This is a genomic window from Streptomyces sp. NPDC002795 (assembly GCF_042888725.1).
Classification (GTDB): domain Bacteria; phylum Actinomycetota; class Actinomycetes; order Streptomycetales; family Streptomycetaceae; genus Streptomyces.
The window spans coordinates 392,485-412,356 of sequence record NZ_JBIAQB010000007.1; the positions used below are offsets into that span (position 1 = coordinate 392,485).

18 protein-coding genes are annotated in these 19,872 nt (G+C 72.2%); 8 read left to right on the forward strand and 10 right to left on the reverse strand.

The annotated features are described in order from the left end of the window. Positions 1-21: 21 nt before the first annotated feature. The 5 genes from ACFYWS_RS23215 to ACFYWS_RS23235 form a co-directional block, all read right to left on the reverse strand. Positions 22-1,104 (reverse strand): Zn-dependent alcohol dehydrogenase, encoded by a 1,083-nt coding sequence (locus ACFYWS_RS23215; RefSeq protein ID WP_389279601.1) that lies wholly within the window; start codon positions 1,102-1,104, stop codon positions 22-24. Between the two features lie 98 nt (positions 1,105-1,202). Continuing rightward, on the reverse strand, positions 1,203-2,453 hold the full coding sequence (locus ACFYWS_RS23220) for an MFS transporter (RefSeq protein WP_389279603.1): 1,251 nt from the start codon (positions 2,451-2,453) through the stop codon (positions 1,203-1,205). Positions 2,454-2,491: 38 nt separating this feature from the next. After that, positions 2,492-3,895 carry a CitMHS family transporter gene (locus tag ACFYWS_RS23225; protein WP_389279605.1) on the reverse strand — a complete coding sequence of 468 codons (1,404 nt, stop codon included), beginning with the start codon at positions 3,893-3,895 and terminating at the stop codon, positions 2,492-2,494. Positions 3,896-4,052: 157 nt separating this feature from the next. Next, positions 4,053-4,664, reverse strand: coding sequence for a TetR family transcriptional regulator (locus ACFYWS_RS23230; RefSeq protein ID WP_389279607.1), 612 nt, complete (start codon positions 4,662-4,664; stop codon positions 4,053-4,055). A gap of 10 nt (positions 4,665-4,674) precedes the next feature. Beyond that, positions 4,675-5,172 (reverse strand): hypothetical protein, encoded by a 498-nt coding sequence (locus ACFYWS_RS23235; protein WP_389279609.1) that lies wholly within the window; start codon positions 5,170-5,172, stop codon positions 4,675-4,677. A 178-nt stretch (positions 5,173-5,350) separates the two neighbouring features. Here ACFYWS_RS23235 and hmgA point away from each other — a divergent pair, with 178 nt between their 5' ends. From hmgA to ACFYWS_RS23250, 3 genes are all read left to right on the forward strand, one after another. Further along, a complete protein-coding gene (gene hmgA / locus ACFYWS_RS23240; RefSeq protein ID WP_389279611.1) occupies positions 5,351-6,667 on the forward strand; it encodes a homogentisate 1,2-dioxygenase in 1,317 nt (438 codons plus the stop codon). A 53-nt stretch (positions 6,668-6,720) separates the two neighbouring features. Continuing rightward, positions 6,721-7,470 (forward strand): GntR family transcriptional regulator, encoded by a 750-nt coding sequence (locus tag ACFYWS_RS23245; RefSeq protein ID WP_389279613.1) that lies wholly within the window; start codon positions 6,721-6,723, stop codon positions 7,468-7,470. A gap of 84 nt (positions 7,471-7,554) precedes the next feature. Next, positions 7,555-8,757 carry a type ISP restriction/modification enzyme gene (locus ACFYWS_RS23250; protein WP_389279615.1) on the forward strand — a complete coding sequence of 401 codons (1,203 nt, stop codon included), beginning with the start codon at positions 7,555-7,557 and terminating at the stop codon, positions 8,755-8,757. Between the two features lie 63 nt (positions 8,758-8,820). Here the strand turns inward: ACFYWS_RS23250 and ACFYWS_RS23255 are convergent, their stop codons facing one another. Then, positions 8,821-9,531, reverse strand: coding sequence for a TetR/AcrR family transcriptional regulator (locus ACFYWS_RS23255; protein ID WP_389279617.1), 711 nt, complete (start codon positions 9,529-9,531; stop codon positions 8,821-8,823). 63 nt (positions 9,532-9,594) lie between these two features. On the opposite strand from ACFYWS_RS23255, the gene ACFYWS_RS23260 reads away from it, so the two are divergent. Then, complete coding sequence (locus ACFYWS_RS23260; protein WP_389279619.1) at positions 9,595-10,572, forward strand: ATP-binding cassette domain-containing protein; 978 nt, start codon at positions 9,595-9,597, stop codon at positions 10,570-10,572. Then, positions 10,569-11,354 carry an ABC transporter permease gene (locus tag ACFYWS_RS23265; protein ID WP_389279621.1) on the forward strand — a complete coding sequence of 262 codons (786 nt, stop codon included), beginning with the start codon at positions 10,569-10,571 and terminating at the stop codon, positions 11,352-11,354. The genes ACFYWS_RS23260 and ACFYWS_RS23265 overlap by 4 nt, the downstream gene beginning before the upstream one ends. 15 nt (positions 11,355-11,369) lie before the next feature. Here ACFYWS_RS23265 and ACFYWS_RS23270 read toward each other — a convergent pair whose 3' ends face one another. The 4 genes from ACFYWS_RS23270 to sigK form a co-directional block, all read right to left on the reverse strand. Then, on the reverse strand, positions 11,370-13,112 hold the full coding sequence (locus tag ACFYWS_RS23270; protein ID WP_389279623.1) for an amidohydrolase: 1,743 nt from the start codon (positions 13,110-13,112) through the stop codon (positions 11,370-11,372). 273 nt (positions 13,113-13,385) lie between these two features. Next, positions 13,386-13,655: a hypothetical protein gene (locus ACFYWS_RS23275; protein WP_389279625.1), complete on the reverse strand. Its 270-nt coding sequence runs from the start codon at positions 13,653-13,655 to the stop codon at positions 13,386-13,388. Positions 13,656-13,781: 126 nt separating this feature from the next. Further along, entirely contained in the window at positions 13,782-14,510 is a 729-nt protein-coding gene (locus ACFYWS_RS23280) for an anti-sigma factor domain-containing protein (protein WP_389279627.1), read from the reverse strand. Next, positions 14,507-15,049 (reverse strand): ECF RNA polymerase sigma factor SigK, encoded by a 543-nt coding sequence (sigK, locus tag ACFYWS_RS23285; RefSeq protein ID WP_389279629.1) that lies wholly within the window; start codon positions 15,047-15,049, stop codon positions 14,507-14,509. Before sigK ends, ACFYWS_RS23280 begins: the two co-directional genes overlap by 4 nt. Before the next feature lie 331 nt (positions 15,050-15,380). Between sigK and ACFYWS_RS23290 the strand changes: the two genes are divergently transcribed. The 3 genes from ACFYWS_RS23290 (at position 15,381) to ACFYWS_RS23300 (ending at position 19,835) form a co-directional block, all read left to right on the forward strand. After that, on the forward strand, positions 15,381-16,916 hold the full coding sequence (locus ACFYWS_RS23290; RefSeq protein ID WP_389279631.1) for a DUF4331 domain-containing protein: 1,536 nt from the start codon (positions 15,381-15,383) through the stop codon (positions 16,914-16,916). A gap of 97 nt (positions 16,917-17,013) precedes the next feature. After that, the gene (locus ACFYWS_RS23295) at positions 17,014-18,372 is read left to right on the forward strand and encodes a tetratricopeptide repeat protein (RefSeq protein ID WP_389279633.1); all 1,359 of its coding nucleotides are present in this window, start codon (positions 17,014-17,016) and stop codon (positions 18,370-18,372) included. After that, a complete protein-coding gene (locus tag ACFYWS_RS23300) occupies positions 18,369-19,835 on the forward strand; it encodes a nickel transporter (RefSeq protein WP_389279635.1) in 1,467 nt (488 codons plus the stop codon). The genes ACFYWS_RS23295 and ACFYWS_RS23300 overlap by 4 nt, the downstream gene beginning before the upstream one ends. Positions 19,836-19,872 lie beyond the last annotated feature (37 nt).

Genomic DNA, 19,872 nt, shown 5'->3' on the forward strand with positions numbered 1-19,872 from the left:
ATCGGCAGGGGCGGGGCCTGTCTAAAACACCACCAGCGCCCGGCCGCCCTTGCCCGCCACCATGTTGTCGAACGCCGCCGGGATCCCGTCCAGAGCGATCCGCTCGGTCACGAGCGCGCTCAGGTCGAGGCGGCCCGCGCGGATGTGCTCCGCGAGCACGGGGAGGTCCTGTGCCGGGTCGCAGTTGCCGTAGACGCAGCCGGACAGCGTGCGGCCCCAGTGGAAGATCTCCAGGGCGTTGAAGGTGACCTGCTGGTCCTTGCCGCCGATGCCGACGACGGTGGTGCGGCCGCCGCGCCGGGTGGACTCCCAGGCCGTACGGATGGTGACCGCGCGGCCCACGCACTCCACCGCCACGTCGACACCCTGCTTGTCGGTCAGGCCGCGGATCTCGCGGGCCGCGTTCTCCGACGCGACCACGTAGTCCGTGGCGCCCGCCGCGCGCGCCAGCGCCTCCTTCTCCGGGGAGACGTCGACCGCGATGATCTTCGAGGCGCCCGCGATGCGCGCGGCCTGGAGCGTGGCGAGACCGACGCCGCCGACCCCGTACACCGCGACGGTCTCCCCCTCCCGTACGCGCGCGGAGTGGTGCACGGCGCCGTACCCGGTGAGCACGGCGCAGCCGAGCAGCGCCGCGTCGGTGAGCGGGATGCCGTCCGGCACCGGCAGGACGCAGTTCGCGGCGACGACCGTCTCCTCGGCGAACGCGGCGACGTTCAGGCCGGGATGGAGGTCGCTGCCGTCGGACGCACGCTTCGCGTGGATGCCCGCCGATCCCGCGAGGGCGTTGGCGCACAGCCAGACCTCGCCGAGCGTGCAGGCGTGGCAACTGCCGCAGGAAGGCGCCCAGTTGAGGACGACACCGTCGCCGGGGGCCACGTGCGTGACGCCGTCGCCGACGGAGACGACGGTGCCCGCGCCCTCGTGACCGAGGACCGCGGGGACCGGGACCCGCATCGTGCCGTTGGTCAGGGAGAGGTCGGAGTGGCAGACCCCGGCGGCGGCGAGCCGCACCCGGACCTGTCCCGGCCCCGGTTCGGGCAGGTCGATGTCGGCGATCTCCAGCGGGGAACCGACGGCGGGCAGTACAGCGGCGCGGACCATGATGAGCACAACTCCCTGAGCGAGTGCGGGTGTCACGTACGTGCCCAGCCAAACTAGCGTCGCTAGTTTCCAGGGTCCAGGGGGTGCCGGGTGTCGGGTCAGTGCCGCTGGTGATCCTTCTCGCGTCGACGGAGCCGGGGCGCCCATGATCTCCCTTGCCCGGCACCGCCTTCGGAAGCGTCTTCGGAACCGCGCTTGGCGCCGTCCCTGACCCCGAGACCCGCCGCCACGAACAGCAGCCCGCCCAGCATCACGAACGGTGCCGCCGTCCCCGCCACGCCCGCGATCAGGCCCGCGGACGCCGGGGCCGCGACCTGACCGAGGCGGTTGCCGGTCAGCCGGAGCGCCAGGGCGGTGGAGCGGGCCCCGGCGGGGGCGGCCTGGACGACCGTGGTCATGGAGAGCGGCTGGCCCACGCCGAGGCAGAAGCCGAGGACGACCAGCATCACGCCCAGCCCCCACACCGGCACGGGCAGCGCGATGCCCGCGCACAGCAGCGCCGCGAGCAGACACGTGGTGGTGATCAGGGCGGTCCTGCCGAGCCAGTTGATGAGCGGGGTCATGACCAGGCGGCAGGCGACCGTCGCGGCCGCGCGCAGGCTGAGCAGCACGCCGACCACGGCGGGTGCGATCCCCCGGTGCTCGCCCACCACCGGCAGATACGCCGTGAGGATGTCGGTGGCCGACAGGACGGCGAGGCTGATGAAGATGCCGCCGGGCACGCCGCGGGTGCGCAGGATGCGGTGCACGGGGACCCTGGAGGCCTCCTTCGTACGCGAACCCGTCCGCGTACGACGGGACTCGATGCGCCACAGGGACGTCACGGCCAGCGCGCAGACGCCCGCCGACACGAGGAGCGCGAGCGCGCTCGTGCCCGCCATGTCCTGGCCGTCGATCAGCGCGCCCGCGGCGATCGGCCCGACGAGCTGGCCGAGGGAGGCGCCGATGGTGAAGTGGCCGAAGTTGCGGTCCTGGTCCTCGGGCGCGGACTGCCGGGCCACGATCGACTGGGCGCCGATCACGAAGCACAGGTGCCCGAGCCCCATGACACCGCTCCAGGCGGCCATCGCCACGAGGGTGTCGGCGAGTCCGCTCATCGCGCACCCACCCGCGATGAGGACGACGCCGACCGGGAGCAGCGGCGCGCACCGGCCGTGGTCCGTGCGCCGGCCGAGCGGCACGGCGGCGAACAGCGGGAGCAGCGCGTAGACCCCCGCGATGACACCGACGGCACGTTCGTCGGCGCCGAGCGCGAGGGCCCGGTAGGAGACCGCGGGCCGCGCCATCGACACCGCCCCCTGCGCGAAGCTGAAGGCGATGACGAGGCGGAGCAGCCAGGCACGGCTCATGAGGTCACGGGATTCATCGGGTTTCGGGGTTCATCGGGTCACACGATTCCGAACAGCAGACCGGCGCCGAGGACGACGAGCGCGGTCAACGCCGCCCATTTCACGGTGAACTTGGTGTGGTCGCCGAACTCGACCTTAGCCATGCCCACGAGCACGTAGACCGCCGGGACCAGCGGGCTCGACATGTGCAGCGGCTGTCCGGCGAGCGAGGCGCGGGCGATCTCCAGGGTGGAGACACCGTGCGCGTTGCCGGCCTCGGCGAGCACCGGCAGGATGCCGAAGTAGAAGCCGTCGTTGGACATGAAGTACGTGAAGGGGATGGACAGCACGCCCGTCACGAGCGCCATGTGCGGGCCCATCCAGTCGGGGATGCCGCCCACGACCCACTTCGCCATGTGGTCGACCATGCCGGTGCCCTGCAGTACGCCCGTGAAGACGGCGGCGGCGAAGACCATGCCCGCGACGTTGAGCACGTTCTCGGCGTGCGCGCCGATCCGGGCCTTCTGCTCGGTCATGTTCGGGTAGTTGACCGAGAGGGCGAGCGCGGCGCCGAGCATGAACAGGACCGGGATCGGCAGCACTTCCATGATCATGGAGGTCAGGAGCACCACCGTGAGCAGGGCGTTGAACCAGTAGAGCCTGGGGCGCAGGGTGGCCCGGTTCGGGTCGAGCCCGGAGAACGTCTCGCCCTCGTCGTTCTCGTACGAGGGGGTGGACCCGGAAACGGAACCGCCACCGCCACCAGTTCCCTTGGTGCCGCTCCCAGCGCCGACGAGCACCTTCTCCTCGACGGTCTCCGTGACCGTGACGTCCTCGTCGAGGGAGAGATAGCCGAGCCGCTTGCGCTCCCGGTGGCCGAGCACGTACGAGAGGGCGAACACGAAGAGCAGGCCGACGGCGAGCGCCGGGATCATCGGCACGAAGATGTCGCTGGCGTCCACCTTCAGCGCGGTGGCGGCGCGGGCCGTCGGGCCTCCCCAGGGCAGCGTGTTCATCACGCCGTTGGCGGTCGCCGCGACACCGGTCATCACGATGAGGCTCATCTTCAGGCGCTTGTACAGCGGGTACATCGCCGAGACGGTGATCATGAAGGTGGTGGAGCCGTCGCCGTCGAGCGAGACGATCGCGGCGAGCAGCGCGGTGCCGACGACGATGCGGACGGGGTCGGCCTTCGCGAACTTCAGGATGCCGCGCACGATCGGGTCGAAGAGGCCGACGTCGATCATCACGCCGAAGTAGACGATCGCGAACATCAGCATGGCCGCGGTGGGCGCCAGGTCACCGATGCCGGCGATCACGTAGTCACCGAGGTGCGCCCCCTTGCCCACCAGGACGCAGAACAGCGCCGGGATGAGCACGAGCGCCGCGATCGGCGACACCTTCTTCATCATGATCAGCACCAGGAAGGTGGCGATCATGCCGAATCCGAGGATGGTCAGCATGGGGAAGGGCCCTCTCACGTCTACGTTCGCCTTCGAACAGCCGCCGTGGGGGAGGCAGCCAGCGCGACGCTAGGTGGGCCGAACAAGCGTTAACAAGACGTTGACACGCGAGCAATAAGCGCAAAACTCCAGGTCACGAGCGGTTCACCCGGCTGCGTCAGTCGAGCACCCGCGCCAGATACGCCCGCAGCAGCTCCCGCACCTCCGCGATGACCGCCGCGTCGCCGCGCTCCGGGTCGATACGGAACGCGAGGCGGACCAGGGCGTCGGCGGATTCGACGGCGACCAGGAACGCGCGGCGCAGGGCGGCGTCCGGGGTGCGGTCGAGGCGTGGGGCGAGGAGGTCGGTGAGGGTGTCGGCGACGCGGTGGTTGGGGCCGGCGTCCGGGGCGCCCACCGGGAGCTGGGTGCCGAAGTCGACCAGGGAGAAGCCCGGCGCCGTGCGCTTCATCGCGAGGTACTCGTCGAGCACCGCGTCCATCGCGGCCCGCCAGTCACCGGCGGGGACGTCCCTGAGGCGCGCGGTGACCCGCCGCACGTAGCGGTCGAGGTTGCGTTCGGCCAGCGCGTCGACCAGGGCCCGCTTGTTGCCGAAGAAGCGGTAGACCGAGCCGATGGGGACCTCGGCGCGGTGCGCGACGGCGCGGGTGCTCAGCTCGTCGTAGCCCGTCTCGTCGAGGAGTTCGGCGCACGCGTCGAGAATCCGGGCCAGGCGCTCGGCGCTGCGCCGCTGAACGGGCATGCGGCGCAGGGGCGTTGGATGGGGCATGCGGTCCAGACTACGGCGACGCCGTCACGTCCGCGGTGGCCTCGACGGGCTTGTCCGCCACGGCCCACACCGTGTGGTCGTCGGCGTAGAGGCGGGCGGTGAGGCGGTGGGTGCCGCGGTGCAGGCGGGTACCGGGGAGGCGGTAGTCGACGGCGCGCAGCCGGGCGAGGCGGCGGCCGTCGAGGTAGAGCCGCGCGTACCCGCGGCCCTCGACCGCTCGGGCCGGGGTGCCGTGCGGGCTGAGGCGGAAGCGGCGTACCCAGATGCGGACCTCCCAGCCGCCGGCGGGGCCCGTCTGCGGCTTCACGATCAAGCCGATCCCGGGTGCGCCCTCCGTGGGGATCCGGCGGTAGTGGTGGCCGGCGGAGTCGGTGCGGGAGAGGACCTCCCCGGCGTTCCGCGGTCCGCCGGCTTCCCCGCCGTCACCCCCGCAGCCCGCGACGCCCGCCAGCAGGGCGCAGGTCAGCAGCGCCGTGGCGGCCGCGCGGAGGGACGGAAAGGTGGGCATGTTCGGGACGGTAGAGGACCGTTGACATCGGCGGATCCCTCGCGGGGAGGACGCTCGCGGGCCGCCGCTCGGCCGCTGGTACCGCTGCGCGTCAGCCATACGGCGGACGGTGATGTCTTGCGCCACCCACGCGCGAATCCTACGGTGTCGCATAGGAATCATTGATCAGGGAGCGATGATGAGCGGGGACGTACGCAAGACCGCCGAGGGGCTGACCTACCTCACCGGCTTCGGGAACGAGCACGGTTCCGAAGCCGTGCCGGGGGCCCTGCCCGAGGGGCGCAACTCGCCGCAGCGCGCGCCGCTCGGCCTGTACGCGGAGCAGCTCAGCGGCTCCGCCTTCACCGAGCCGCGGGCGCGCAATCGCCGCTCGTGGCTGTACCGGATCCGCCCGTCGGCGGCGCACCCGGAGTTCAGCCGTGTCGACAACGGGGCGGTGCGCACGGCCCCGTTCACCGAGACCGTTCCCGATCCCAACCGCCGCCGCTGGAACCCGCTGCCCGAGCCCGCGCCCGGCACGGACTGGCTGGCAGGCCTGTGGACCCTTGGCGGCAACGGCGACGCGACGCAGCGCACCGGCATGGCCGTGCACCTCTACCACGCCAACTCCCCCATGACTGACCGGGTGTTCAGCGACGCGGACGGCGAGCTGCTGATCGTCCCGGAGCGCGGCGGGCTGCTGCTGCGCACGGAGTTCGGGGCGCTCGCCGTCGGGCCGGGTGAGGTCGCGCTGATCCCGCGCGGCGTCCGCTTCCGCGTCGAGCTGCTCGAAGAGTCCGCGCGCGGCTACGTGTGCGAGAACTACGGCGCCCCGTTCCAGCTGCCCGACCTCGGCCCGATCGGCGCCAACGGCCTCGCGAACGCACGGGACTTCAGGGCGCCGGTCGCCGCGTACGAGGACGATGCCGACCGCCCCGTCGAGGTCGTCAACAAGTTCTGCGGAAATCTCTGGGCCGCGACCTACGACCACTCCCCGCTGGACGTCGTCGCCTGGCACGGCAACCACGTCCCGTACGTGTACGACCTGCGCCGTTTCAACGTCATCGGGACCATCTCGTACGACCACCCCGACCCGTCGATCTTCACGGTGCTCACCTCGCCCTCCGACACCCCGGGCCTCGCGGGCGTCGACTTCGTCGTCTTCGCGCCGCGCTGGCTGGTGGGCGAGGACACGTTCCGGCCGCCGTACTTCCACCGGAACGTGATGAGCGAGTACATGGGGCTCATCGAGGGCGCTTACGACGCGAAGGCAGAGGGCTTCGTGCCGGGCGGTGGCTCGTTGCACAACATGATGTCGGCGCACGGTCCTGACCGGGACACGTTCGACAAGGCGAGCGCCGCCGAGCTCAAGCCGCAGAAGGTCGACGACGGGCTGGCCTTCATGTTCGAGACGCGCTGGCCCCTCACCCTCGCCCCGCAGGCCTCGAACGCCGGGCATCTGCAGCGCGGATACGACGACGTGTGGCAGGGCTTGGAGCGCCACTTCCGCGGATAGACCCCGTGGTCGCCGCATTGCACCACTCCCCCCACGACCGGTACGGATAACCCGTGACGTCATTCGCCCCGGACTCGATCGTCCTGAACCGCAAATTGCCGCTCTGGTATCAGGTGTCGCAGTCCCTGCGCGCCTCGATACTCGGAAGATCGCCGCAGGACCCGCTGCGCCTGCCCACCGAGGAGCAACTCGCGGGGCACTACGGGGTCTCCGTGCTCACCATGCGGCAGGCGCTCAAGGAGCTGGAGGACGAGGGGCTCATCACGCGCCACCGGCGCCGCGGCACGTTCATCGAGCCGGATGCCCAGCAGGGCGCGCCGGTGCGCCTGTTGGGCTCCGTCGACGCGATCGTCGCGCAGCAGTCCGGCATGACGACGCGGCTGCTCGACCACGACACGGTGCCGGTCCCCGTGGCCTTCGCGGAGCACTTCCCGGGGGCCGGGGCCGTCCCCACGTACCACCGGCTGCGCAGCGACGAGAAGACCGGCGAGCCGACGAACCACGCCCGCAACTACCTCCGTCCGGACCTCGGCGCCCGCGTCGACCTCGCGGACCTGGAGCGGTGGCCGATGACGAAGGTGCTGCGGGACGTGGTCGGCGTGCGCATCAGCCGGATCACGGACTCGGTGCAGGCGCGCCTCGCGGACCCCGAGACGGCCCGGCTGCTCGAAGTACCCCTGCTCAGTCCGATCCTGCACTACACGGGTGTCACGTACGACGAGGAGGGCAGGGTGCTGGACGTGGCGGTCATCCACTACCGGGGGGACCGCTTCTCGTTCACGGTGACGCTGGACGCGGACTAACCAAGCCCCTGCGGCGATTGAGCAGCGGGGTCCGGGGCAGAGCCCCGAGAGCGCAACCACGGTGCCGTGGAAGGGAGACGTACCATGCCGGTCGTGACGAACGACCCGCTCCTCGCGGAGCTCATGCCCTGGTCCGTCGCGCCGATGCGCATGGGCCGCGGCTGGCCCGTCGCCCCGGACGCCGCCTCCCTGAAGGCCCGTTGGAACGCCTTCGTGGCGGCCGGGCCCGACGAACGCGCGGCGCTCCTCCAGCCCTCCCGCGCCCGCACCCTGCACACCGCCACCGCCCAGCTCCCCGGCCGGCGCACCGGCACCGAGCCGCTCGCGCACGCGGAGGGCCCCTGCCCGGCCCCCGTGCCGCTGCTGCACGCCCCGTTCGACGAGCAGTGGCTCATCCCGGACCAGCGCCTGATCGACGCCGCGCGCCCCGAGCTGTGGCGGGTCGCGGACGAGCCGCAGCTGTTCCTCGTCGAGCAGGGGTACGTGCCCGACGCCGGAGGCCCCGCGCTGCTCGCGTCCGCGGTCCTCCCGGAGGGCCGCTCCCCCGCCGGCCGGCCCGGCCGCATCCGACCGCTGTACCGCCGACCCGGCGGCGCGGAGCCGAACGTGGCGCCCGGCCTGCTCACCCACCTCTCCGGCACGTACGGGCAGGAGGTGACGGCGACCGAGCTGTTCGCGTGGATCCTGGCGGCGGGCGCCCGCGACGGCTCCCGCGACATCCGCGTGCCGCTGCCGGACGACGCCGACGTATGGGCCCGCGGCGTGGAACTCGGCCGCCGTGTCCTGTGGTTGGAGCGGCGCGGCACGGACGCCGAGCGCCCCAGGCTGCCGGGCGGAAGCCGCCCGTACGTGCGTGCCCCGCTGCCGGCCCGGCCGGCGGAGGTCCTCTACGACCGCGAGGAGGAGGCCCTGCTCGTCGGCGAAGGACGGGTCTCCCCGGTCCCCGCGGCTGCCTGGGACTTCCAGGTCAGCGGGGTCCGGGTCCTGGAGCAGTGGTTCGCGCGCCGCACCGAACCGGCCGAGCCCGGCACCCTCGCGGCCCTGCGCCCGGCCACCTGGCCGCAGCCGTGGACGTCACAGCTCCTGGAACTCATCACGGTCCTGACGCTGCTCGCGGAACTCGGCCCGCCGCAGGACGAGTTGCGGGAGGCCGCCCTCGCGGACCCGATGACGTCGAAGGACCTCGAACGGGCACGCGTGCTCCCGGTGCCGGACGCGGCCCGCCGCCCCGCCTCGGTCCTCGACCACCAGGAAGAGGGCCCGGGCGGCCAGTTCGCGATCCTTTGAAACCCGAGGGCATCGGGCGCGGCCACCTGTCCGCGCGCCCCCCGAACCGCCCGGCGGGCATGCTCACTCCGCCGCGAAGCCCTCCAGCGTCCGCCGCAGCGCCCGCTCGAACACGGCCTCCAGGTCGATCGGGCCCGCGTCCTCGGCGAACGACGCCGCGAGCCGCGGATACCGTCCCGAGGCCACCTGCCCGCCCAAGTACGCGATGCGCACCGCCTGTTCCCGCTCGGCGCTCCACGGCAGGGAGCGGGTCCGTTCGGCCGTGGCGATCTCGTTGGCCACATACGTCGTGACCACGCTGGTCACCGCCGCGACCAGCTCCATCTTCGTGCCGTACGGCAGGTCGAGCGGGTCGAGGCAGGTCAGGCAGTACTCCAGGTACGCGAGCGCGTTCGGGCTGAAGCCGTAGACCGGTGACATCAGGCTCGGCAGCCAGGGGTGCCGGTGCATCAGCGCCCGCGACTGCCGGGCGAGCCCGAGCACGTCCGCCCGCCAGTCGCCGCTCGGCTCCGGGAACACGTACTCGGCGCTGACGGCGTCGACCATCAGCTCGTACAGGTCCTCCTTGCGCGGCACGTAGTTGTACAGCGACATCGTGCCCATGCCCAGCTCACCGGCGATCTTCCGCATGGACACCGCGTCGATGCCCTCGGCGTCGGCGACGCGGACCGCCGTCGCCGCGATGTCGGCCCTGCTGTGCGCGGGCCTCGGCCCCCGCCCGGCTCGCTCGGGGCGCGCCCAGATCACTTCGGGTTCGGCCGCTCGGCCCGCCATTGATCATCACCTCGCGCACCATCCTAGTTACGTACACCGTACGTAGTGCGCTATGGTCGGGCCATGACTTCTACGTACGCCGTACTTAGTGAAGGTCTGGAGAAGCGCTTCGGCAAGGGAGCGAAGGCCGTGCACGCCGTACGCGGCCTGGATCTGGCGGTCCGCGCGGGCACGGTGTGCGGTCTGCTCGGGCCGAACGGGGCGGGCAAGACGACCGCGGTCCGGCTACTCACGACCCTGCTCCGCCCCGACGCCGGTACCGCGCGTGTCGCCGGGCACGACATCACCGGGGAGCCGCAGGCCGTCCGCCGCCGCATCGGCGTCACCGGCCAGTACGCCTCGGTCGACGGCGACCTCACAGGACGCGAGAACCTGCGCCTGTTCGCCCGCCTGCTGCGCGCGCCGGGCGCCCGGTCCCGCGCCGACGAGCTGATCGAACGCTTCGAGCTGACCGACGCCGCCGACCGCACCGCCCGCACGTACTCCGGAGGCATGCGCCGCCGCCTCGACCTGGCGGCGAGCCTGATCACCCGCCCCGCCGTGCTCTTCCTCGACGAGCCGACCACCGGCCTCGACCCGCACAGCAGGAACGGCATCTGGCAGGCCGTGCGCGAGCTGTCCCGCGAGGGCACGACCGTCGTCCTCACCACCCAGTACCTGGAGGAGGCCGACCAGCTCGCCGACGACATCGTGCTGATCGACGGCGGCCGCACCGCCCACTCGGGCACGCCCGCCGAACTCAAGGCGCAGATCGGCCACTACGCGGAGGTCGTCGTCGCGGAGGAGGCGGGCGAGCAGGCGCTGCACGCGGCCGCCGTCGTCCTCGACCAACTCACCGGCTCCCGGCCCCGGTTGGACCCGGAGCGCCGCGCCGTGGGCGCCGTCGTCCTCGACCCGGCCGTCACCCTCCCCCGCGTCGTCCGTGAACTCGACGCGTCCGGCGTCCCGTTGCTCGACGCGACGCTGCGCCCGCCCACGCTCGACGAGGTGTTCCTGCGCCTCACCACGACCGGTCACGAGGCCCAGGAGGTCGCCGCATGAGTACCGCCATCCTTTACGACGGCACGGCCATGCTCGGCCGTCACCTCCAGCGCGTCCGGCACGCCCCGGCGATCCTGCTCATGACGCAGACCATGCCGATCGTGTTCCTGCTGTTCTTCGGGTACGTCTTCGGCTCCGCGCTCGCCATGCCGGGATCGGACTACCGGGCGTTCCTGGTGCCGGGCATGCTCGTGGCGACCGCGGCCAACGGGATCATGACCGGGATGTTCGGCGCCGCCCAGGACTCGCACCGGGGCGTGATGGACCGCTTCCGTACGCTGCCGATGAGCCGGGCCGCGGTGCCGCTCGGGCAGGCCGCCGCCGACCTGCTGACGACGGCGGTCGGGCTCGTCCCGCTGATGCTCGTGGGGCTCGCGATGGGGTGGCGGATCGAGGGCGGCCCGCCGGGCGCGATCGGCGCGTTCGGGCTGCTCCTGCTCTTCCGGTTCGCCGCGACGTGGGTCGGGATCCTGCTCGGGCTCGCCTCGCGGAGCGAGGAGGCCGCGGGGCAGTTGGGCGGCGCCACGTTCATGCTGCCGCTGCTGTCGAACGCGTACATCCCGACCGACGGGATGCCGGGGTGGGTGCGCACCCTCGCCGAGTGGAACCCGATCAGCGCGGTCGCCACGGCCGTGCGCGAACTGTTCGGCAACGCGCCGGTGCCGCACGGCGCGGCCTGGCCCGTGGCGCATCCGGTGGCGGGCTCGCTGGCGTGGTGCGCGGTGCTGCTCGCGGTGTGCGTGCCGCTCGCCGTCCGCCGCTACGCGCGCGGCGGACGGTGAACGTAACTCCCGTAGCTACTTCTGCGGCTCCAGCGCCGGCCCCAGCGAGGAGAACTTCTCCTGGGACACGACCCGCTTCGGCGGCCAGGTGATGTTGTCCGGCGGCCACTTCTGACCGGTCTTCTTCAGGAACCACTCCGGCGGCTCGTACATGGGCGGCTCATAGCCGTCCGGAATCGCCGTCTTCCACTCGACGTCCTTCGTACGGTCCTTGAACTCGTCCTTGATCGCCTTGAGCCGCTCGGGCTGGGTGATCAGGTCGACCGCCGTCGCCGCCAGATACTTCGCGGCGGCGAGCACCGCGGCCCTGCCGGGAGCTGCGGCGGCGCAGGCGGCCGTGGACCAGGTGTGCATCTTCGTGCCGATCGGCGCGAGCGCGGAGCCCATCGACACGGTCGGCACGTTCCAGCTGATGTCCGCGACGTCGGTCGAGCCGCCACCGAGGAACACCGGGTCCGGCGGCTTGAGTTCCCCGACCTTGTCGTGCATCCCGGCCTCGGGGAGCCCCAGGGACTTCTGCAGGTCCTTCGCCAGCCGGTGGGCCTCCGCGCTGAATTTCGGCGGGCCGATCTGCCGCATGTTGTCGTGCAGCAGCTCCGCGAAGGACTTGGAGGGCAGCTGGTTCCAGCAGGCGGAGGTGATGCGGTGCCGCACCTTCGTCTGCGAGGCCTTGGCGGCGGCCTCGGAGATCGCGATCACCTTGTCGAGCAGCACCTGGACGCGGGCGGTGCTGCCCTCGCGCACGTAGTAACTGATCTCGGCGATCTCAGGAGTCACGTTCGGGATGTCGCCGCCGTTGTTGATCACCCAGTGCAGCCGCGCGGAGGGCGCCATGTTCTCCTCGCGCAGGAACTCCGACATGGTCGCCATCATCACGGCGGCGTCGAGCGCGGACTTGTTCCCGAGCGGGGTGCCGCCGTGTCCCGCGACGCCGAGGAACGTGAAGGTCACGGCGGTCATGGCGTTGCTGGTGCCCCAGCCGGTGGCGTTGGCGGTGGAGGGGTGCCAGTCGAGGAAGGCGTCGAGGCCCTCGTACACGCCCTTGCTGACCGCGTACGTCTTGCCGATCAGGGTCTCCTCGGCGGTGGAACCGAAGAACTTCACGGTGACGGGGAGCTTGTGCTGCTTGGCGGCCTGCGCGACCGCCGCCGCCGCGGCTGCGGCCGCCGTGCCGAGCGCGCTGTGCCCGCAGCCGTGCCCCGGGCCGTAGCTCGGGGCGAAGGGGTCGTGGATGTACTCGCGCGGGTCGTGGTGTCCGACGCCCTTGTTCTGCGAGAGGCCGGGCAGCGCGTCGTACTCGCCGCTGAACCCGAGCACCGGGCCGCCGCTGCCGTACGAGTAGGTCGCGGTGAACGCGGTCGGGAAGCCGGCTGTGCCGAACTTCACGTCGAATCCGGCCTGTTCGAGGAAGCCGGCCTCGGCGATCGAGGAGTTCCACTCGCGCAGCGACAGTTCGGCGTGCTCCCAGATCTCCTCGTTCAGGCCCGTGATGCGGGAGCTGTTGGCGCCGATCCAGCCGAGGGCCGCGGACTTGGCGGGGCTGTCCTCCGCGAGGCCTTCGGGCGCCTTGTATTCGAGGGGGGCCGCCGCGTCCGCGCCGTCCGCCGCGGCGGCCATCGCCGGGTCCGCCTGGGCGGTCATCGCGGCGGTGGTCACTCCGGCGGCGCCGAGCATCTGCATGATGCGGCGTCTGCTGATCTGCGGCCCTGACGTGGACTCGGGTATCTCGTGCTCGTGGTGGTCGTGCAGGTCACACACGCGTACCTCCCGGGGGTGAGGTGGGTGTAGCTGTAACTGCCAACGACGATCACGCGCCACATTGGACCCTGGAGATTGCCCCGTCAACATCCGTGCGTGACAAGGGCGTTACGCGATGTACGGGCGAGCGGGTACGACAAAGGCCCGCATCGCCCTCCTTGCCGGAGTGTCCGCCGCGTGCCGTGGGGATGACGGTCGCTGTGATGCGCGGCGATACACCGGACGGCGCGGAGGTGCGTTACGGGCCTTGTCTCTTGCTGGGGCGGCCGCTGTCTAGTGGCCGCCGAAAAGCGAGCGGGTGAGCCGACGCAGCGGCGCGAAGAGGGAGACCCTCCGCACGCGTGCGAGCCTGCCGCTGCGCTCGTGCGCCGTGTCACGCGTGGTCAACTCGCGCATCAGTGACGTCGCCTCCATCGTCTCGCGCTGCGGGACGGCAGGACCGCCGAGCACCGAGAGATGGCGGTCAAGACGCGAACTGGTCGCACTGTTCCCGCAGGTGATCGCAGGCACTCGCGGCCTGCTGCGCACTGTTATCTGTTCCATGTCACTCCCCACCCATACGAGGGCACCCGGCCCGGGCAGGTTAACCCTATCGCCCCTGCCGGACACCCGTGTATCCCGGTCGCAGTATTCACCTACCCCGTAAGGGGGTTGACGGTTCGAAAGCGATCACTCTCCGAATCCGAGTGATTTCAGGGCGAGTTGGACAAGTGGGGCTCCTGTGGGCCGCACAGAACCGCCGTCCGGCTCCGTTGTGACAGCGAGTGAGGAGGCCTCCGGAGTCAAGCCGGTGGCCACCATGGGCGTGTCGGAGCCGCCCTCGGGCAGCACGCCGAGGGAGCGCGGCGGCGCCGACGGGGCCATCAGCCACACCTGGTGGACCCGGCCGCCGGGTGGCGCCCGGAGACCTGTGACAGTGATCACTGCGCTGCCCCGCTCCGGCGACGCGATCACGTTCAGCCCGTTGGCGCGCACGGCACCGGCGTCCGGCGCCGCGAGCACCCGCGCCACCTCCCGCGCGGATGCCCGCTGCGCGTCGAGCCGGTCCGAGGTGCGCTCCAGCTGCACGGCGAAGAGCGCGGCCACGGTGAGCGCGCCCGCCCCTGTGGCCACGCCGAGCGGGATCAGAAGCCCACGCGCGCGTGATGCGACGCGGGGCCGCGGTTCGGCCGCGACCTGCTCGGTGAGTCGTACGGCGGTCAGCACCCGCTCCCGCATTTCGGTGGGCGGGGCCACGGCGGCCGAGCAGGCGAGCCGCACGGAGCTCTCCGTGAGCGCGCGCACCTCGTCGGCGCAGGCGTCGCAGCGCGTCAAGTGCCGCTCGAACCGTGCCCGTTCACGGCGTCCGAGGGCGTCCAGGGCGTAGGGCGCGGCGAGGGAGTGGACGCGGGCGTTCATGCGGCGTCCCCCAGGCAGGCGCGCAGCCGGCTGAGGCCGTCGCGCATCCGCGTCTTGACGGTGCCCAGGGGAACGGAGAGGTGCTGCGCGACCTCCCGGTAGGTGTACCCCTCGTAGTAGGCGAGGGTCACCGAGCGGCGCTGGAGTTCGGTGAGCCCTTCGAGGCAGCGGCGCACCCACTCGCGGTCCAGGTTCGTCTCGACCTGCTCGGCCACCTCGTCGAAGGCGGTGCGGTGCCAGCGGCTCGCGGCCCGCTCCTCGCGCTCCCTGGCCGCACGGGCCTGCCGCACCCGGTCCACCGCTCTGCGGTGGGCGTGGGTGAGCACCCAGGCCATGGCGGTGCCCCGGCGCGGGTCGAAGCGGGCGGCGTCCCGCCACAGTTCGAGGAACACCTCCTGGGTGACCTCCTCGGACTGGGCGGGGTCGCGCAGCACCCGGAGCACGAGCCCGTACACCGCGCCCGACACCAGCTCGTACAGCTCCTCGTACGCCCGTACGTCGCCCTGCCCGACCATCGGCAGCAACTTGTCCGCCCGCATCGGTACCCCTCCCGCCCGGCGGCGCGGCCCGGTGCCGCGCCGCCCCCACTCCGTGGTTCGCGGCCGGGCCCGGTCCGGATCGGGGGCGCCGCGAAGTTTCGTGAAGGGAGTACGCGCGGACGGGGGTCCGGCACCCAATCGGCGGTCGACCAATCCACCGGGCGAAGCGCGCCGAATGGCTTGGCGTCAACCGCACTTCGTGCACGGACCGCGTGAGGACGGACCCATGACCTCTCAGTCAGCGAAGCCATCGAAGACATCGACTTCGACATCGGCTTCGGCTTCGGCTTCGGCTTCGGAAAGCCCCGACACCGCACGCGGCGCACCCCGCGTGCGGATACGGCGCCGGGGGCTCGCGCTCCTGGTCTGCGGCGGCCTCGCCGCGGGCGGCCTCGCGGCCGCCGGCGCGACGGGTGTCGGCCCGCAGCGCGCCGAGGCCTCCAGCCACCGCGAGGCCCCACTGATCTCGGGGCAGCCCCAGTACGACAACACCGACGTGTACGCGTTCGTGAGCCCCGACAAGCCGGACACCACGACCCTGGTGGCCAACTGGACCCCCTTCGAGGAGCCCGCGGGCGGCCCGAACTTCTACCCGTTCCCCGAAGACGCCCATTACGACCTGCACATCGACAGTGACGGCGACGCCCAGGGCGACCTGCTCTACCGGTGGACGTTCAAGACACAGACCAAGAACGGGAACACGTTCCTCTACAACACCGGCCCGGTGAACAGCCTCGACGACCCGGACCTCAACGTCACGCAGACCTACGACATCGATCTGCTGCGCCTCAAGGACCAGAAGATCGTCTCGAAGTCGAAGATCGCCGACGACGCCCCGGTGGCACCGTCGAACGTCGGCAAGGCGTCGATGCCCGACTACAAGAAGCTGCGCGACCAGGCCGTCAAGAAGGTCGGCGGCGGCGTCACCTCGTACGTGGGCCAGGCCGACGACCCCTTCTTCCTCGACCTGCGCGTCTTCGACCTGCTGTACGGCGGGAACCTCTCCGAGGTCGGCCGGGACACCCTCAAGGGCTACAACGTGAACACGGTCGCCCTCCAGGTGCCCACCGCGTTCCTGACGGAGTCGAAGGACCAGCCGGTCATCGGCGTGTGGTCGACGACCTCCCGCAAGGACGCGAAGGGCGACTGGACGCAGGTGTCCCGGCTCGGCAGCCCGCTGGTCAACGAGGTGGTCAACCCGCAGAAGGTCAAGGACCGCTTCAACGCGTCCTCGCCGTGGAACGACAGCCAGTTCCTGCCCTTCGTCACCGAGCCCGAACTGCCGAAGCTGATCGAGTCGATCTACAAGATCAAGGCCCCGAAGACGCCGCGCAACGACCTGGTGGACGTCTTCCTCAAGGGCGTGAAGGGCCTCAACCAGCCGCCGGGCGTGCGCCCCTCGGAGATGCTGCGCCTCAACACGTCGATCCCGCCGACGAGTTCACCGAAGCGTCTCGGAGTCCTGGAGGGCGACAAGGCGGGCTTCCCGAACGGGCGCCGGCTCGCCGATGACGTCGTGGACGCCGAGCTCCAGGTCGTCGAGGGCGAACTCCTCGGCAAGAAGAACGACCTGGGCGACGCCGTCGACGCCAACGACAAGAAGTTCGAGTCGTCCTTCCCGTACGTGGCGCTGCCCACGGAGGGTTCGCGCGGGCCGCTCGCCAAGAGCGGGACACAGAGCGACACCGAGGTCCGCGACCAGCTCACCGGCAGCTCGGTGTCCCCGGACTCCGGCGACGACGACACGCTCGTGACGGCCTCCCTCGCCGCGGCCGGCGCCGGCTTCCTGCTGATCGGCACCGGGCTCGTGTGGTGGCGCGGCCGGAGCAGGCGGCGTGCCGGGTTCAACCCGCCGTTCTCCAGGTGAGCCGTCCCCCCAGAACGGCGCGGCCCGCGTGCCCGGTCCTCCACACCGCGGGCCGCGCCTCCCACTCGTCTCTCGGAACTCGTCCCAAGGAGCTCGCATGCAGGCCTTGTCCGGCAAGGGGATCGGGGCGTCGGGGCTCGGGCGGCTGCTCGCCCTGGGCGCCGCGCTCGCCCTCGCCATCACCGCGGGCGCCCTGGTCGCCGACGACGGCTCCCCGCCACGGGCCGTGACCACGGGGGCCGTCCCGAACCCGGCACCGGCCCGGCTCGCCTCCGGCGACCTCGACCGGGGCGTCCTTGAGCTGCAGAAGCACCTGAAGGCCCAGCCCAGGGACCACGCGTCGTGGGCGTCGCTCGGCACGGCGTACGTCGAGCAGGCGCGGGTGAGCGCCGACCCGTCCCGCTATCCGCAGGCCGAGCGCGCCCTGGCCCGCTCCCTGAAGCTGCGCCCCGGCAACGACCCGGCGCTCGCCGGGCAGGCCGCACTCGCCGCGGCCCGGCACGACTTCGACGGAGCACTGCGCCTCGCACGCGAGGCCCTGAAGATCAATCCCTACAGCGAAGCCGCACTGGCGCTACGGGTCGACGCGCTCGTCGAACTCGGCTACTACAAAAGGGCGTTGAAGGCCGCGAACGAGGCGGACTCCCGCCGCCCCGGCATCCCGAGCTTCACCCGCTTCGCATACGTACATGAGCTGCGCGGCGACGTCACGACGGCGCGCAAGGTACTGGAGCGGGCCCTCGCCGGCGCCGCCTCGCCCGGCGACGTCTCGTACGTGGCCACGAACCTCGGCCAACTCGCCTGGCGTCAGGGCGAGTACAAGGACGCGCTGCGCCACTACGCCACGGCGCTGCGCGCGGACCCGGTCGCCGTCGCCGCCCTGGAGGGGCGCGGCAAGGCGCGGGCCGCGAGCGGGGACACGACGGGCGCGATCCGTGACCTGAAGGCCGTCGTCGCGCGCGCCCCGCTGCCGACCGCGCTGGTGGAGCTCGGCGAGTTGTACGAGGCGCGCGGCGAACGCCAGGCGGCGAAGCGCCAGTACGGCCTGGTCGACACCTGGCTGCGGCTCGCTCGCGCGGGCGGCGTCGATGTCGATCTGGACACGGCGCTCGCCTCGACGGAGCACGGCGACCGGGCCGCAGGCCTCAAGGCGGCGCGCGCCGAGTGGCAGCGCCGGCACACCGTCCACACGGCGGACGCGCTCGCCTGGGCGCTGCACGCGGGCGGGCGCGACGAGGAGGCGCTGCCGTACGCGCGGCGGGCCACGGCGACCGGCTTCGGCGAGGCCGCGTTCCTCTACCACCGGGGCGTGATCGAACTGGCCGCGGGCGACCGCTCCGAGGGCCGCGAGCTGCTGCGCGAGGCATTGGACCGCAACCCCGGCTTCTCACCGCTGGGCGCGAAGGCGGCACGGGCGGCGCTGGCCGGGGCCACGGGGAAGGGGGCGGGACGATGAGGCGCTGGAAGCGGTACGTCGCCCTGCCCACGGTGCTGGGCGCCGCCACGGTCGGACTCCTCCTCGCCTCGTCCCCACAGGCCGCCGCCCACCCGCTCGGGAACTTCACCGTCAATCACTACGACGGACTGCTCGTGCGGCCCGGCACGCTCCGCGTCGACCACGTGGAGGACCTGGCGGAGATCCCGACGCAGCAGGTGCGGCCCGAACTCGACGCACGCGGGCGGGCGGCGTGGGCGGAGGAGCGCTGCGCGAGCGCCGCTCGGCACGCCGAGGCGGACGTCGACGGGCGTCGGGCCGCCCTTGATGTGCGTACGGCCGACGCCGTGCTGCGCCCCGGCCAGGCGGGCCTCAAGACGCTGCGTGTGGAGTGCGCGTTCACCGCGCCGCTGCCACGCGGGAAGCACGGCGAGAAGGTGCGCGTCGAGCTGCGCACCGGCGCCGCCAAGGGCCCGGGCTGGCGTGAGATCACGGCGCGCGGCGACCGGATGACGCTGACGTCGTCGAACGTGCCCGCCACGTCGACATCGGACCGGCTGACGCGCTACCCGAAGGACCTGCTGTCCTCCCCGCCCGACCGTGTCGCGGCCTCGGTCACGGCCGTGCCCGGCGGCCCGAAGGCGGACGGCGCGGCCCACGCCGACTCCGGGGTGCTCCCCCGCGGCGCCGACCGCTGGACCGAGGCCCTCACCGGTCTGGTGTCACGACGCGAACTCGGTCCGGGTTTCGCGGCGTTGGCCCTCGGGATCGCCTTGTTCCTCGGCGCACTGCACGCGCTCGCACCCGGCCACGGAAAGACCCTGATGGCGGCGGCCGCGGCGGCGCGCAGCAGGGCCAGGCCGCGGGACGTGCTGCCGCTCGCCGCGTCGGTGACGGTCACGCACACGCTCGGTGTGATCGCCCTGGGCATCCTCGTCACGGCCGGCTCCGCGGCCACGCCCTCGGTGATCGCTTGGCTGGGCCTCGCGAGCGGCGCGCTGGTCACGGCGGCGGGAGTGGCCCTGCTCCGCAGGGCGTGGCGATACCGCAAGGCGTCACAAGCACACGACCACCACCACGACCACGTACACCCGCACCCGCACCCGCACCCGCACCCGACGCCTCAACCCACGCTCCGTGGAACCCTGTTCCTCGGCTTCGCCGGAGGCCTCGTCCCCAGCCCTTCGGCCGTCGTCGTGCTCGTCGGCGCCTCCGCGCTCGGCAAGGCGTGGTTCGGCCTGCTGCTCGTGTTCGGCTACGGTGCCGGGCTCGCGCTCACGCTCACCGCGGTCGGCTTCACGGTGGTGCGGATCGGCGGCAGGATCGCGCAGTCCCTCACCGATCTGCCGCGGCCCGGACGCGGTCCGCTCGCCACATTCGTGCGCCGTGGGCTGAGCCGCGCGGTGCCGTTCGGTTCGGCCTTCGTCGTGGTGGCCCTCGGCTGTGGATTGGTGTTCAGGGGGGCCGCAACAGCGCTCGGTTGAGCTACTTTTGTTCAGACTTGTCGTGCCGCGCTTGCTT